Origin of the sequence: Halobacillus sp. Cin3 (assembly GCF_947311855.1) — a bacterium.
GTDB classification, from domain to species: domain Bacteria; phylum Bacillota; class Bacilli; order Bacillales; family Halobacillaceae; genus Halobacillus; species Halobacillus kuroshimensis.
The window spans coordinates 18,505-33,828 of record NZ_CAMZMV010000003.1; the positions used below are offsets into that span (position 1 = coordinate 18,505).

Genomic DNA, 15,324 nt, shown 5'->3' on the forward strand with positions numbered 1-15,324 from the left:
GAAAAAATATGTAAAATAAGAAATAGGTATGCTAGAACGTACATTTGGAGATATGAGAGGAAGTAATATAGATGAAATTTTATAAAGGAGAACTTTTCAGCGGACCTGGAGGAATGGCCATGGGTGCTGGGGAAGCATCTGTTGTTCACCCTGAAACCGGCGAGAGATTTCATATAGAACACCGGTGGTCCAATGATTTTGATAGAGATACATGCAGGACCTTTGGGAAAAATATCTGCGGAAATGAGGAAGATCCTTCTGTACATTTTGGGCCTGTGGAAATGCTCCCAATCGGTGACAGGGAAGTCCTCCCTGATATTGACTGTCTCGCTTTTGGTTTTCCCTGTAATGATTACAGTCAGGTTGGAAAAAAGAAAGGTATGGAAGGAAAATTCGGTCCTTTATATTCCTACGGGGTGAAAGCCGTACAGTCCTATCAGCCGAAATTTTTTATTGCCGAGAATGTCGGTGGGCTGAAAAGTGCCAATGAAGGGAAAGCGTTTCTCCAGATTCTTAACGAGTTGGAGGAGTGCGGGTATGTTTTAACTCCTCATTTATATAAGTTTGAGCAGTATGGTGTTCCCCAGGCACGTCACCGTATTCTTATAGTCGGGATCAGGAATGATCTTCACGAAAAAGGTATCCATTTTAAAGTCCCTGCACCTACTACCCCTGAGAATTATGCAACTTCAAGGGATGCAATTATAGATCCCCCTATTTTGCATTTTTCCTTAAACCATGAGTTTCCCAAACACTCTCAGAAAGTAATGGATATGCTCTCGCATATTCCACCTGGTGGAAATGCATGGCACCCGGATATTCCGGAAGAGCTGCAGCTGAAAGTAAAAGGAGCACGCTTAAGCTCCATATATAAGAGGCTTGATCCAGAACGCCCTGCTTATACGGTAACAGGAAGCGGTGGAGGTGGTACGCACATGTATCACTGGAAGGAAAATAGAGCATTGACCAACAGGGAACGTGCGCGCCTGCAGACATTTGGTGACGGGTTTGAATTTGTCGGAAGTAAGGAGTCAATCAGAAAGCAGATAGGAATGGCAGTACCCGTAAAGGGTGCTAAAATGCTTTTTGAAGCTGTGCTTAAAACATTTGCAGGGATTGAGTATGATCATGTTGAACCTGATCCAGCTGTCCAATTGGAGAACCTGAGGAATAAACAGTCTAATAAGGAAATCGCAGAAGAACTCGCAGGATTAGTCTGAAGAAGCGCTACATTTAACAGAATAAATTTAAATGATGGTGATATTCTACGAATCTATTAGAATATCACCATTTTGTATTGTTATTTCCTAACGTAAATCTAATGAAAATTATTTAACAATTAATATATAGTAAGTGAAGGTAGAAAAATGCACTGAGTGCGCTTTAATAGAAGAAGGTGTATAGATGGAAAATAATAAAATGAATGTTTTGGACATATTCAGTGGATGTGGAGGATTTTCAAAGGGCTTTATATAATACCTGAATGCGGATGTCTTTGTTGCTGATTTATTAGGTGAAAGTAATATGAAGTGGATTGAAACGTGAATTTTGCATGAAATTCCGCAATTTACAATTATAAATGGTTGGAGATTAGACATTGCTCAAAAATAAAATGAAGTGAAACCATTCTGGATTAAAAGAAGGGGTGGTTTATCAGCTTATGAAAAACACCACACTTAATCTGTGGTGTTTTTTAGCACATTCCTCATTCATATACTAATTTAGAGTCATCCAGGAAATGCTAGGTCATTAATTTTAGAAAGGAGTAAGGCTTCATTGTTTTAGAGGTGGTTACATAATATAAAACAATAATGATAAGCTGTTTCAATAAAGTAGGAAATACAGTTCCTGCTTTATTAGTATAAGCTATTATAGATAAAAGTTTTCTTCGTTCAATTAAAATAAGAGTGTAGAAAAATAATCAACTAATCAGTCTTTTAGTGTTTACTCTCTTTACTTTGAGTGGAGATATATAAGTATCATAGTAATTAATATTTTTGTTATAATTTAGTAAAGTTGTTACATGAATGGGGAGATAGTTTGAATACTATAGTTGCACAACCATCAGCGGTTCCTGTAATACAAGCTTTAAGGTCTTTGGGATATAATTCTAAGACTGCTATAGCAGATATTATAGATAATAGTTTTGATGCAAAAGCTACAGAAATTAATATTCAATTTAAATATAATGAGAATGACGGAACTATCAAAATCTCAGATAATGGAGTAGGTATGACCGGAGAAGAGCTGCATTGTGCTATGCAAATCGGTTCTCAAGATCCTAGGGCTATAAGAAAGCCAAAAGAGCTAGGACGTTTTGGGATGGGCTTGAAAACTGCTTCCTTTTCGATGGGGAAGAGAGTATGTGTATTAACGAAAAAAAATGGAATTTATTCAGAACGGTGCTGGGATTTGGATCACGTACTTGACTCTAATGAATGGGAGATGTTCACTTATATTCCTGAAGAGGTAAAAAGGTCTATAGGAGAGATTGATGGGGAGAGCGGAACAATTGTACATATTGATAAATTGGACAAATTTATGGGTTTTGGTGGCAAAAAACCAATAAAGCAATCAAGTTTTTATTCTAAAGTCAATCGAATTCAACAACACTTAGAATTTATTTTTCATTCGTTTATTGAAGAAAATCCTGGGATTTTAACTATTAATGAAACCCCCCTTCAACCATGGGACCCATTCTTTAGTGAACATATGGCTACATTAGAAGGAGAAGAGCAAGAAATTAAATTTGATAATTATAGAATGAAAGTAAAATATTTCATTCTTCCACATGCTTCAAAACTAAATAAACAGGAGTACAAAACAGCTGGTGGGAATAAAGGGTGGTATGACCAGCAAGGTATCTATATTTATAGAGAAAATAGACTTCTGTATTATGGGGACTGGTTGGGGATGTTTAATAAAGACTCCTCATCTCAACTTGCAAGAATAAGAGTAGATATACCAAATACTGCTGATCTCGATTGGCAAGTAGACATAAAAAAATCTGCAATTTCTCCTCCTGATCATGCAAGAAAAAGATTAGAATCTATATCCAAATTAACTAGAAGAATTTCAAGAGATGTTTTCTATTTCAGAGCACAAAATTTGGGCGGGAAAAGTTCAGTTAAAGGCAGTTTAAATACATGGGAACAATCCAATTTAGATAAAGGTCCTCAATTCATTCTTAATCGCAATCACCCTATGTTATTGAAATTATTTGAAGGATTGGACCAGGAAGCAGTAAAACTCTTGAATATTTACTTAAAGTTTGTTCAATTAGGGTCGCCGAGTAATATGATGCAGACACCAAAAATAGAGGAAGAAAAGATACAAGAAATATCTGACTCCGATCGTAACCTTATATATCAGTTTACAAAAACACTTATAAATATAGGGGTAGTAGAAGATAAAGAAAGTATTGTAAATGCGTTAATAACCCAACCGGCTTTCGATGGCATTAATCGTGTTACTTTGGAGAGAATTATAGAGGAGATGGATTTGTAAATGGATATAAAATCATTATTTGAAAGAACTTTTTCTAATAATTATTATAATTTCAGAGATTTTCTTAATTCAGATAATTTAGCTGCTGAAAAAGCTTTAGAGATAGCTAATATAGCAATTAAAGACCATAATTTGTCAGATGACGTAATTAATGAGTGGACTACGAAAATGTATATTGACTATAACATTGGGGTTGAGGTTCCTAGAGCAACTATATTAAAAGGGGAAAATGATAAAAATTGGTTTTCGGCATCCAAGTTGAAAGATGCTTTTTACTGGTCTAGGTATAGAGAGTATCTTTCAAGAGAAAAACAATGGGATACTACGGCTATAGACTCCATTCACACATCTACAAACGACATATTATCAGCTCTAGGGAACCCTAAGAGCCCTGAGCCCTTCGATAAAAGAGGGTTGGTTTTAGGGTATGTACAATCAGGAAAAACAGCTAACTTCACAGGGTTAATTAATAAGGCTTATGACGTAGGTTATAAACTGATAATTGTCTTGTCAGGTATTCACAACGATTTAAGGTCTCAAACACAACTTAGACTTAATAAAGAGGTTGTTGGATATAAGGACGATGAAGAATATAAGAAAGTTGGAGTTTCTAAAATAGCAGAGAATGGGCCAAAGCACATCATTTCTACTTGGACTACAACAGAAAAAGATATAAGTACTGCAACTAGTGGTTTAAACAATTTAGACCGCCCTACACTAATTGTAACTAAAAAAAATGGAACAGTTCTAGAGTCATTAAGGGACATACTTATAAACCATAAAAATCTGTTTAATTTAGAAGTCCCTTTGCTTGTAATAGATGATGAAGCTGATCAAGCATCTGTAGATACATCAAACCCCAAAAAAGATGAGGATCCTAAAAAAATTAATAAGCTAGTTAGACAAATTTTAGAGGTTTTTAAACAGAAAAGTTATGTTGGCTATACTGCCACGCCTTTCGCCAACCTTCTAATAAATACTAGTGCAGAAACTAGCGCAGAAGGAAAGGATTTATATCCTAAAGATTTTTTAATAGGACTACCAAAGCCAAAAGGGTATTGTGGTCCAGAAGAGTATTTTAATGTTTATGAGGATGCTGACTATAAAAAGCCAAGTTTGATAAGAATATTAGAATCGCTTGATGTTGATGTTATAAAAGGTATAAAAAGTAAAAATGATGCTAACAAGTTTGAAGAAGTACCACCTCAAATGGAAGAAGCGATGCTGGCATTTCTTTTGAATATAGCAGTTAGAAAGCTGCGCGGGCAGAAGAATGAGCACAATTCAATGCTTATACATACATCCAGGTTTAAAGATGTGCAGTCTAATATTAAAGATGAAGTGAGCCGAGCGTATGAAGCTATTACAAATCAAATACTATATAATCCTACAAGTAAACTAATACAACGGTTAGAGCATTTGTATAATGCAGATTTGTTAAAGACCAGCTTAAGATGGTCTGAAAATTCAACTCAATTCAGCTGGCAATTAGTCTTTTCAGAAGTGAAACAAATTTTGACTACTATTCAGATTGTTGAGATAAACGGGAATAGCAAAGATGCGCTAGATTATGACGAGTATAAAGAAAATGGTTTAAATGTTATCGCAATTGGCGGAGATAAACTCTCTAGAGGACTTACTTTAGAAGGGTTAAGTATAACCTATTATGCCAGGAATACTTTAATGTATGATACTTTAATGCAAATGGGTCGGTGGTTTGGATTTAGGGAAGGGTATATAGATTTATGTAGAATATACACTACAGAGGAAATTGCATTTAACTTCGAACATTTAGCTTACGCAATGGTTGAATTAAGAAAAGAGTTTGACAAGATGGATCCAAACCACAATACACCAATGGATTATGCAGTCAAGATGCTAGCCCATCCTACTATGACACTAACAAATCCATTGAAGATGAGAAATGCTATTGTCACTAACATATTGTACGGTGGGACATTGCAACAAACACGGATTTTTGAAGATAGAATGTCTTTTTTTGAAGGTAATATGAAAGCAACTACTAACTTAATTAATAATATTCATGGTTCAATAAAGAAGCAAAGCCATGGTACGGGTAAAGTGAAATACTATATAGCTGAAGATATTGATGTGAAAGAGATAAAAGAATTTTTAAATGACTATAAAACGGATAAAAATGCTAACAAAGTAAATTCAGATAAAATTTTAAATTATATTAACTTAGCTAATAAATATGATGAACTAGTTAATTGGACTGTGGCAATTGTTGAAGGTTTACCTCAAAGCACAGGTGATTTAAAAACATTTCCAGTTAAGCTAGGAAGTATAAATCTGGATTCGGCAGTTCGACGTGGAACGAGTGATAAAGGAGTAGAGAAGCTTGATGTGGGAGCTATAGTAGCATCAAAACAAGAATTTGTAGATATAGATTATCTTAAGCAGAAAGGTATTAGTAGTAAGGGGGAATTGAGAAAACTGCGGCCTAAAGAATACGGTATGTTACTAATTTACCCTCTTCATCCAGGAGCTGCTACCTTCTCTAAGAGCAAATGTACATTTAGTGAGGACTTAGTTCCTATAGGTGTTGCTGTATCATTCCCGAATTCTGACATTGAAGTATCTGAGGTCTACCAAACTAATAAAACTGTAAGGTGATATAAATGAAAAGTAGAGTGAATATAAAAGAAGAATATGAAAAAATTATTAATGAAGATGAAAATGACAATTCACATTATAAACTCAAGTTTATAAGCTCTACACCTCCAATTATGCTAGCGGGAATTGATCCTGTAAATGATTATAGACAATTATATATAGATATTGGACCAGAACCCTGGGATGAGAGTCAATTGGGCCTATTACCTAAATGGAGGGGTATGACCATTGGGATGGAGTACTTTGAAAAAATAGGCTTTTTAAAAGAAAGAAACTTAATTATTATTAGGCAAGAGGAAGTTGAGAGCACTGAAATATTTGAAGTAGTACTACAGAATATTATCGACCATATCAGAAGTAAAGATGGAGAGGAATCGCTATTTTTGATTTTATACAAAGTATTGGACAGGTGGAAACATTTCTTTCAAAAAGGTGGTTATAAGAAGTTAAATGATGATCAGCAAAAAGGACTTTTCGGGGAGTTATCCTACATTGAGAATTGGATAGAAAGAAACCCTAATCTTCCACCGCTTGTGATAAATGACTGGGATGGCCCTACAAGCGGAAGAGTGGACTTTAAAAATTCAAAAAGTGGGATTGAGATTAAAACTACACAAGATAAATTGACAAAATCAGTGAAAATTTCAAACGAATTACAGCTGAAAAAAACTAATGATATTGAGAATTTATACTTAAATGTGTTTTTTGTAGAAAAGAGTAAGACTCACGGCACTTCCCTTAAGGACTTAGTAAACAGAATTAGACTAAAAATTGAAAGAAAGTCTCAAAGGATTGCATTGATATTTAATGATCGTTTGACGGATATTGGATTTAATGAAGATGACTATACAGAACCTTATTTTTATTTAGATAAAGAAGAAGTTTATAAAGTCAATGAAGATTTCCCCAAACTCTCTCAAGAAATGTTACCTAAAGGGATATCCCATGTGAAATATAATATCGATTTAACACATTGTGAGAGTTTTCAATCTGACAAAGAAGAAGTTTATAAACTATATTAATTTAGTTAGGGGGACAGACATGATAAAAAGTAAACTTCAAAACAGCTTCATACAAGAATTATTAGAAAATGTTGAAAGTAATGCCGAAAAATCTGGTAGTTATCAAAGTTCATTCTTAGAAATGATGCTTGAATACATTGACCCTGAAGATGAACCAGAGGTGTTAATACCTCCATACACCAATTCTAATAAGAATATCTTGTTAAATGCATACTCCTACGATGAAGAGCAGCAAAATTTAACACTTTATGTAGTAGATTATGATTTCGATCAAGGAGAGCAATCTAATTGGCAACAAAGTGCATCAATGACATATTTTAAGGAAGTTGCAAATAAAGCTAAAAGGTTTGTCACTAACTCCAAGAATTTATTGGATATAATTGATAAATCATTAGAGGCTTACGATCTTGCAAAATTGATAGTAAATGAACATATTGAAGAAGTTAATATTATAGTGGTTACTAACCTGATATATGAATCTAATAAACTAATAGACTTGTCTACTCCTTACATTGACACTACTAATGTTAATGTTTGGGATGTCGAAAGGGTACAACAAATTGTAGATGCTGAACAGGGAGGACAGTCCTTTTACATTGATTTTGCAAAGGATTTTGGTATGAGTATAGAAATGATGTATGTACCTCAATCTAGCAAAGAAAATTTTAAAGGAGAGTTTAGCTGCTATATTGGTTTCATGTCCGCAGAAATGTTAGCAAAAGCCTATGAAGTATGGGGGCCAAAGCTAGTAGAAAGAAATGTCAGGTCTTTTCTCCAAGCGAGAGGAGGAACAAACAAAGGGATTAGAGACACCCTGAAAGACCCTGAACAAAAACAAATATTTGTTGCATATAATAATGGGATATCGTGTATTGCACATTCGGGTGATATTCAACATGTTGGAGATGGTATTAATTTATATTATATAAATGGTCTTGAGGGGTGGCAAATTGTTAATGGAGGTCAGACAACCGCTTCAATATATCAAGCATATAAAAGTGGTGTTGATTTAAGTGATGTATATATACAAACCAAGTTAACAGTTATTCATGTGGAGTCTACTGAAGAAAAAGATCAACATTTATTAGCAGACCAAATGATCTCCAATATCTCGCAATATTCTAATACGCAAAATAAAATTAATAAGTCAGATTTAATGGCAAATACAAGATTTTTATCTGATATTGAGAAATACTCTAGAGATGTATGGATCCCGACAAGAGACTTACGAAAGTCAGAGAATAAATGGTATTTTGAAAGAGCTAGAGGGCAATATATGGTGGATGTGAACAGAAGGAATAAGGGTAAAGAGCAAAAAGATTTTAAAAAAACATATCCTAAAGAAAAGGTTCTAACGAAAGTAGAATTGGCAAAGTATTATATATCTTGGGAAGGGTATCCTCATATTTCTAGTAAGGGAGGAGAAATGGCTTTCAAAAAATTCATGGATGAAAATAAGATGTACTGGAAACATCAAAAAGATGAAAAGAACCAAATAATCCCCCTTCAGGAACTGGATTTAATTGTTTATAAAAAATTAATATCTAGAAGTATTATCAACATTTATGTTAAAGAAAAAGTAAACGAGATGAAATTAAAAGGTTATAAGGCTAATGTAATATACTATACTGTAGCTTTGTTAAAATATCTATATAGTCATAAAATTGACTTGTTGAAAGTCTGGGAAGAGCAAGGCATTTCAGAAGCTTGGGATGAATTGATATATACTATAGCTAATAAAGTATTAAATTTTCTTAAGGAATCAGCTGGGGAGCAGAACATAACTCAGTGGGCTAAAAAAGAAGAGTGCTGGGAGCAGCTGAAAAGAAGTAATTTAAATGATATAAAAAATCTGGTCTAATAACTGAACTAGAATATTTCTTCACAAAGCAAATTGAGACTTGTTGGACTCTCTGCCATGATTTATAGTTCTACAGAAAGGTGAATATAGACAAGAATAAAAGCTCTCAACTAGTAATTCTTAAAAATATTCTTAAGGTGTAAAAAAACAGTTTCTCTCTAAAATTGGCATCTCACCCCTGTAAGTAGAGATTTAGTGTTCATTAAATCAGCTTGGAGATGATCTTGAATACGTAAAATTGTTTCTGATCATACAGGAAAGCCTTTCAAGAAAATATACGGTGTAAGTATCAGGATTATCTTTATCCCGCTAATATCATAGTAGGATATCTCAAAGGCATTTTAAAATAGACATCAAATCAAGAATCGACAAGGATTTACTCGTGAAGATCCGCTTGACTCTTAGAGGGCAGTTATATACTGCCCTCTTTACTTTTACTTTTTTCTATAAACTTTTGAACGTGATCAATAGTAGGAATAAACACTTTTTTCTTTAAGTCGTGTTCCCATATCCTCAAGATATTCCACCCTTTATCCATATAGTGTTCATTTACTTCTTTATCACGTTCGATATTCCTTTTTAATTTCTTTTCCCAAAAGTCTGGGTTTGTAGCTGGTATATTACTGTGCTCCGGACATACATGCCAAAAACACGAATCAATAAATATGACAACTTTGTATTTTTTTATAGAGATATCAGGCTTACCAAATAGTTTCCTGTTGTTCTTCCTAAACCGGTATCCTCGCCTCCATAATTCTTGAGATACTCTATCTTCGACTTTAGATCTGCTTGTGATATTTTTCATGTTTTTCCGGCGCTGTTCTTTAGTAAGGTTATCCATCTTGATCCCCTTTTCGCTATTAAAGTGTTTATTCTGTTTATATCCGTGCACCTGTAAGATTTAAACAGGAGACCTGTGAGTCAGATACCTATTTTAAAATTAATCGAAAGAACCCGGTCAGGAACAGGGCGGTGTTTGCGAAGTATAAGGACAACCTCGGTTTTCACCGCTACCAGTTCGTGGGAGTCTATGGATTGGCCGGGGTTTCTCCGGATGACAGCCGGTTTATGGGTTATGAACGGGTAAGCGATAGAGTTGAAATTGGACGTAGATGATGGACTTTATTTTTGGAAGGGGGAAGCAGGGGATGCTTTTCCTTTTTATCTTAATACCCTCTTTTTTCCATATATCCTAAATTAAAGTCGTTCATACTGTGTTTTTATCCACTATTTGTAAGGTGACAACTCTAATTTTCTATAAATTTAGATAAATATTCACAAACCCCTTGTAAAACGCTTACACAAAATCTATAATACAACTAAATCGATTTACTAAACCGATTTAGTAATAAAGAAATGTGGAGATTCCAATGAAAAAGATAACCATCGCAGACGTTGCGAAACAAGCAGAAGTATCTAAAAGCACCGTTTCGCAGTACTTGAATAAACGCTATGACTATATGGGAGAAAAAACGAAGAAACGCATCCAGGAGGCCATTGAGGAGCTTGGCTATCAGCCGAACTTCGTCGCACGGAGTTTGAAGCAGAAGTCGACGAAGACGATCGGCGTCATTGTGGCGAACATCCTGCACAACTTCACGACAGAAGTGACGAGGGCGATTGAAGACGCCTGCCACGGCGCAGATTTTCACACGATCATCTGTAATGCGGATGATGATCCGGTGAAGGAGAAGCACTACATCGAAATGCTCCGGGCCAAGCAGGTGGACGGGCTCATCATTTTCCCTACCGGAGATAACCGCGACTTGTACCAGCAGATGTTGGACGCGTCCTATCCGGTCGTCTTTTTGGACAGGAAGGTGGAGGAGATGCCGGTGACCGCCGTTATGCTGGATAACGAAAGAGCGGCAGAGCTTGCGGTCGACCACTTCGCTGAGAAGGGGTACGAGCGGATCAGCCTGATGACGACATCGATTTTCAATCATGTCACGCCGAGGATGGAGCGGATTGAAGGATATAGAAGCGCCCTCCGCAAAAACGGTCTGGCCGTTGAGGATGAATACATCGTCAGCGCCGATCAGGATGAGATGCAGGAGGCGCTGGAGAAGCTCCTTCAGGTAGAACAGCCGCCGGAAGCGATTCTTGCCGGAAACGATCTCGTGCTGATCGAAGTATTGAAATATGTGAAGCACAAAGGTCTACGCGTGCCGGAGGATCTCGCCATCATTGGCATTGATGACGTATCGTTCGCAAGCTTCTATACGCCGTCGATTACAACGGTCGCCCAGCCAACGTTCAAAATGGGACGCATGGGCGCAGAGCTTCTGCTGGATAAGATCGATAAGAAGGATAAACAGATGAGTCCGTTCTACCGCTTCGAGCCGAAGCTGATGGTTCGGGATTCCGTCTAATGAGTCTACAGGGAGGAGGAATGGACATGAACGACGTGATGACGATCGGGGATGCGATGATCACCTTCGATCCATCGAAGAACGGCCCGCTGCGGCATGTGCATACATTCGAACGAAAAGCAGGAGGGGCGGAATTCAATGTCGCCATCGGCTGTGCCCGCCTTGGTTTGAAAACGGGGTGGATCAGCCGCCTGGGAAATGACGAGTTCGGCCGGTACATCCGCAATACGGCCCGTGGGGAAGGTATTGATATCTCAGCGGTCAAGCTGATGGACGGCTATCCAACGTCCTTGAACTTTAAGGAAATCAAGGAGGATGGCAGTGGGAGCACGTTTTATTACAGGCAGAACTCCCCGACGAAGACACTGACTGAGCAGACGCTCGACATTGAAGCCCTCCGCAGGACAAAGGTGTTACATATTACCGGCGTGTTTGCGGCCATTGAGCCGGAGAAAAACATTCCGCTGTTGAAACGGGCGGTGACCGTCGCCAAAGATCACGGCGCTCTCATTTCCTTCGATCCGAATATCCGTTTCAAACTGTGGAGCCGTGAGGAAGCGAGAGAAGCGCTGACACAGCTGCTGCCTTACGTCGATATTATGCTGACGGGCGTAGAGGAAGCGGAACTGCTGCTTGGTGTGGAGCGTGAGGAAGAGATCGTTGCCGCGTGCCAGCGTTACGGCATTTCAACGGTTGCGATCAAGCAGGGGAGTGAAGGGGCTTTCGCTTCGATAGACGGGAAGTCACTGCGGCTGGCTGCGGTCCCTCCGAAAAAGGTTATCGATACGGTTGGTGCGGGCGACGGGTTTGATGCCGGCTTCATCTACGGCGTCCTGCACGGCTGGTCGTTGAAGCGGACGCTGCAGTTCGCCAACACGATTGGATCGATGGTCGTCAGTGTGTACGGAGATAATGAAGGACTACCGGAACTGGAAGATGTCCTTGTTCAATTAGGTGAACGGGAATTAGTCGAAAGATGAGGTGAGAAGATGAACCTGCAGCTGGCCCTCGACCGCCTGACAAGGGAAGAATGCTTTCACATTCTTGGTGAAACCGCTTCAACTATCGACTGGATCGAAGTTGGAACAGGGGTCATCAAGGAATACGGGATGGCGGTCGTTCGTGAGATCAAAGACAGATACCCGGATAAAACGCTCGTCGCAGATATGAAGACGTGTGACGCAGGAAAGCATGAAGCTGCCCAGGCGTTCCGCGCCGGTGCTGACATGACGACAGTCATGGCGTTTTCCGCCGATCAGACGATCGTCGATACGCTGAAGGTGGCGGAAGAAACAGGAGGCAGAATCATGATTGATCTGCTTGGCGTCACCGACCCGGGACGGATCGAGGAGCTGACCGGACTAGGTGTCGATTTAGTCAGCCTCCACTTCGGTAAAGACATGCAGCAGACTGGTGATATGAAAAAAGAGGATCTGTTTTCGCTCGTAAAGGAACACCCCGATTTGGAAGTCGCGGTCGCCGGTGGGATTAACGCCGATTCTCTTCCCGGAATTTTGAAGGAGGGGCCGGATACGATCATTGTCGGAAGTGCGATTACGAAACAGTCCAACACGAAAAAAGCGGCGGAGTCCCTGAAAGGAGCCATGAATGACTATGAAAACCACCATCAGTACAGTCAGCGGTGAAATCCAGGAAGTGCTGGCCAATGTAGATGAATCCCAGGCCGGAAACCTGGCGGATCAGCTGAAGAAAGCGAAGCGGATTTTCGTTTCCGGCGAAGGGCGGTCCGGGTTGATGGGCAAAGCCTTCGCGATGCGTCTCATGCACGCCAGCTATAACGTCTACGTTACCGGAGAAACGATTACACCGAACATCGAAGCAGATGACCTGCTTGTCGTCATTTCCGGATCTGGAACGACCGGATCCTTGAAATCCTTCGCCGAAAAAGCGAAGGAAGCAGGAGCAGCCATTGCCGCCGTGACAACCAATCCAACGTCCCCCATCGCTGAGCTCAGTGACTCAATGCTCGTCATCCCGGCAGCTACGAAAAAACGGCTTCCGGATGAACCGGCAACCATTCAGCCGCTCGGCAACCAGTTCGATCAATCGGTGCACCTGTTGCTGGATGCCGTGATCATTCAGGCGGTATCGGATCAGGAAGATTCCAACGAACAAATGACGGCACGCCATGCGAATTTGGAATAGGAGGGAAAGCCAATGAATACAGCAGAACGTTTGAAGCAGGCCCGTGTCATCCCGGTCATCCGCCAGGCAGATGAAACGAATATCCTGAAGATTGCTGAAGCTCTCGTCAACGGCGGTATCCAGGCGATTGAAATCACCGCAGAAACGAAGGATGCGGCGAAACTCATCCGTAAAACCGCCGAGGCTTTTGAAGGGAAGCTGCTCGTTGGGGCAGGCACGGTGCTTGATCCGGAGACAGCGAGAGAAATGATTGCAGCCGGTGCGGCCTTTGTCGTTGCTCCAACACTGAATGTGAAAACCATCGAGCTCGTCCACCGCTACGGGCTGCCGTGCATCCCGGGCGTTTTGACACCGACGGAAATTCAGACCGCACTGGAAGCAGGAGCGGGAACGGTAAAAATTTTCCCCGCCGGTACAGTCGGTCCTTCCTATATCAAAAATGTGCTCGGACCGCTCCCGCAAGTGTCCATCATGGCGACCGGCGGCATCCATCTTGATAATATGGAAGAGTATTTCGTCAATGGAGCCGAAATCGTCGGCATCGGAAGCCAGCTTGTGAAAGCTTCTGCACTGAAGACCGACAGCGATTATCAGGCACTTCAGGAAAAAGCGGAAATGTATGTGGATCGTGCCCAGCAGTTTCACGAGCAATTGCCGCTTCATGTGTAAGCGGATTCAACTAATAAGGAGGACGTAAAAAGTGAAAAAAACCTTATCTCTATTGTTGTTCATGTTGTTCGCCGGGGTATTCGTTTTAGCGGGATGCAGTGGTGGCGAGGAGGAAGCGAGCGGAGAGACGGGTGACGGGGACAAGCTGAAAATCGTCGCCGCCCACAACCAGACGTCTCCGGAGAACCCGTATCAAGTAGGAATGGAAGCCTTTAAGGAAACGGCTGAAAGCGCGGACGCCAACATCGAAGTGGAAGTTCACGCCGGAACCCTCGGAACGAGTGAATCGGAACTCGTGGAAAAATTGAAGCTCGGTGCAGCTGATGTCGTGCTCGTATCTCCAGGCTTCATGTCCAAGACGGGCATTGAGGAAATCGATCTTTTCGCCATTCCATATGTTTTCGAAAACTATGATCACTGGGAAAGTGTCGTGGACGGGGAAGTCGGTGAAACGATGGCCGAGACGATCAATGAGAAATCCAACAACGACTTCAAACTGCTCGGTTACTGGTCCGCAGGTGTCCGTCACTACTACGGCAAAAAACCGCTAGAATCCATGGCTGATCTGGAAGGAATGAAATACCGCACACAGACGTCCGGGGCTGTTGCGAACTACTGGGAAGAAACCGGTGCTGTTCCGACATCTGTCGCCTGGGGTGAATTGTATCAAGGTCTCCAGCAGGGGGTTGTCGATGCAGCGGAAAACTCCTATCCATACTTCGTTCAGCAGAACCATCACAAAACAGATAACGGCAAATACATCACAGAAACCGGCCACGACTATACGACACGTTTTCTTTTGATCAACGGCAAGAAGTTCGAGAACTATAGTGACGAGCAGAAGCAGGCGATCATGGATGCCGCCGAGGCGTCTGTAGAAAAAGAACGTGCCGAGGTGAATGAGCAGGAAGAAGCATACAAACAGCAGGCGATTGATGACGGAGCAGAAGTGAACGAAATCGACCGCGAGCCGTTCATGGAGCTTGCTGAACCGATCCAGGATACACGTGCAGAGGAAATCGGCGTGACCGATCTTTTAAAGAAAATCAGAGAAATGAAGTAAAGAAGGAAAGCCCGGGCACGGTCGCTG

Annotated in this window: 13 protein-coding genes; 12 read left to right on the plus strand and 1 reads right to left on the minus strand. The window is 40.3% G+C overall.

Annotation, left to right across the window (positions count from 1 at the left end; genetic code table 11):
- Window positions 1–71: 71 nt before the first annotated feature.
- From dcm to QMA39_RS10900, 5 genes are all read left to right on the plus strand, one after another.
- Entirely contained in the window at window positions 72–1,220 is a 1,149-nt protein-coding gene (gene dcm, locus QMA39_RS10880) for a DNA (cytosine-5-)-methyltransferase (RefSeq protein WP_281658740.1), read from the plus strand.
- 820 nt (window positions 1,221–2,040) lie between these two features.
- On the plus strand, window positions 2,041–3,507 hold the full coding sequence (locus QMA39_RS10885; RefSeq protein ID WP_281658741.1) for an ATP-binding protein: 1,467 nt from the start codon (window positions 2,041–2,043) through the stop codon (window positions 3,505–3,507).
- The gene (locus tag QMA39_RS10890) at window positions 3,508–6,144 is read left to right on the plus strand and encodes a Z1 domain-containing protein (RefSeq protein WP_281658742.1); all 2,637 of its coding nucleotides are present in this window, start codon (window positions 3,508–3,510) and stop codon (window positions 6,142–6,144) included.
- A 5-nt stretch (window positions 6,145–6,149) separates the two neighbouring features.
- Entirely contained in the window at window positions 6,150–7,166 is a 1,017-nt protein-coding gene (locus QMA39_RS10895; RefSeq protein ID WP_281658743.1) for a PD-(D/E)XK motif protein, read from the plus strand.
- A gap of 19 nt (window positions 7,167–7,185) precedes the next feature.
- A complete protein-coding gene (locus QMA39_RS10900; RefSeq protein WP_281658744.1) occupies window positions 7,186–9,027 on the plus strand; it encodes an AIPR family protein in 1,842 nt (613 codons plus the stop codon).
- A 412-nt stretch (window positions 9,028–9,439) separates the two neighbouring features.
- Here the strand turns inward: QMA39_RS10900 and QMA39_RS10905 are convergent, their stop codons facing one another.
- Complete coding sequence (locus QMA39_RS10905) at window positions 9,440–9,868, minus strand: very short patch repair endonuclease (RefSeq protein ID WP_281658745.1); 429 nt, start codon at window positions 9,866–9,868, stop codon at window positions 9,440–9,442.
- Between the two features lie 41 nt (window positions 9,869–9,909).
- On the opposite strand from QMA39_RS10905, the gene QMA39_RS10910 reads away from it, so the two are divergent.
- The 7 genes from QMA39_RS10910 to QMA39_RS10940 all read left to right on the plus strand — a co-directional run bounded on the left by QMA39_RS10910 (window position 9,910) and on the right by QMA39_RS10940 (window position 15,297).
- Window positions 9,910–10,143: a hypothetical protein gene (locus QMA39_RS10910; RefSeq protein ID WP_281658980.1), complete on the plus strand. Its 234-nt coding sequence runs from the start codon at window positions 9,910–9,912 to the stop codon at window positions 10,141–10,143.
- 254 nt (window positions 10,144–10,397) lie between these two features.
- Window positions 10,398–11,399, plus strand: a complete 1,002-nt coding sequence (locus QMA39_RS10915) for a substrate-binding domain-containing protein (RefSeq protein ID WP_281658746.1) — start codon at window positions 10,398–10,400, stop codon at window positions 11,397–11,399.
- A gap of 26 nt (window positions 11,400–11,425) precedes the next feature.
- On the plus strand, window positions 11,426–12,379 hold the full coding sequence (locus tag QMA39_RS10920) for a sugar kinase (protein WP_281658747.1): 954 nt from the start codon (window positions 11,426–11,428) through the stop codon (window positions 12,377–12,379).
- Between the two features lie 9 nt (window positions 12,380–12,388).
- Window positions 12,389–13,045: a 3-hexulose-6-phosphate synthase gene (gene hxlA / locus QMA39_RS10925; RefSeq protein WP_281658748.1), complete on the plus strand. Its 657-nt coding sequence runs from the start codon at window positions 12,389–12,391 to the stop codon at window positions 13,043–13,045.
- Window positions 13,008–13,565: a 6-phospho-3-hexuloisomerase gene (gene hxlB, locus QMA39_RS10930; protein WP_281658749.1), complete on the plus strand. Its 558-nt coding sequence runs from the start codon at window positions 13,008–13,010 to the stop codon at window positions 13,563–13,565. Before hxlA ends, hxlB begins: the two co-directional genes overlap by 38 nt.
- A gap of 12 nt (window positions 13,566–13,577) precedes the next feature.
- Complete coding sequence (locus QMA39_RS10935; RefSeq protein WP_281658750.1) at window positions 13,578–14,234, plus strand: bifunctional 4-hydroxy-2-oxoglutarate aldolase/2-dehydro-3-deoxy-phosphogluconate aldolase; 657 nt, start codon at window positions 13,578–13,580, stop codon at window positions 14,232–14,234.
- Window positions 14,235–14,265: 31 nt separating this feature from the next.
- Window positions 14,266–15,297 (plus strand): TRAP transporter substrate-binding protein, encoded by a 1,032-nt coding sequence (locus QMA39_RS10940; RefSeq protein ID WP_281658751.1) that lies wholly within the window; start codon window positions 14,266–14,268, stop codon window positions 15,295–15,297.
- The last annotated feature ends 27 nt before the right edge of the window (window positions 15,298–15,324 follow it).

Coding starts and splice junctions, on each gene's coding strand:
- dcm (WP_281658740.1), top strand. CDS start 72: ATGAAATTTTATAAAGGAGAACTTTTCAGCGGACCTGGAGGAATGGCC.
- QMA39_RS10890 (WP_281658742.1), top strand. CDS start 3,508: ATGGATATAAAATCATTATTTGAAAGAACTTTTTCTAATAATTATTAT.
- QMA39_RS10895 (WP_281658743.1), top strand. CDS start 6,150: ATGAAAAGTAGAGTGAATATAAAAGAAGAATATGAAAAAATTATTAAT.
- QMA39_RS10900 (WP_281658744.1), top strand. CDS start 7,186: ATGATAAAAAGTAAACTTCAAAACAGCTTCATACAAGAATTATTAGAA.
- QMA39_RS10905 (WP_281658745.1), bottom strand. CDS start 9,868: ATGGATAACCTTACTAAAGAACAGCGCCGGAAAAACATGAAAAATATC.
- QMA39_RS10915 (WP_281658746.1), top strand. CDS start 10,398: ATGAAAAAGATAACCATCGCAGACGTTGCGAAACAAGCAGAAGTATCT.
- QMA39_RS10920 (WP_281658747.1), top strand. CDS start 11,426: ATGAACGACGTGATGACGATCGGGGATGCGATGATCACCTTCGATCCA.
- hxlA (WP_281658748.1), top strand. CDS start 12,389: ATGAACCTGCAGCTGGCCCTCGACCGCCTGACAAGGGAAGAATGCTTT.
- hxlB (WP_281658749.1), top strand. CDS start 13,008: ATGACTATGAAAACCACCATCAGTACAGTCAGCGGTGAAATCCAGGAA.
- QMA39_RS10935 (WP_281658750.1), top strand. CDS start 13,578: ATGAATACAGCAGAACGTTTGAAGCAGGCCCGTGTCATCCCGGTCATC.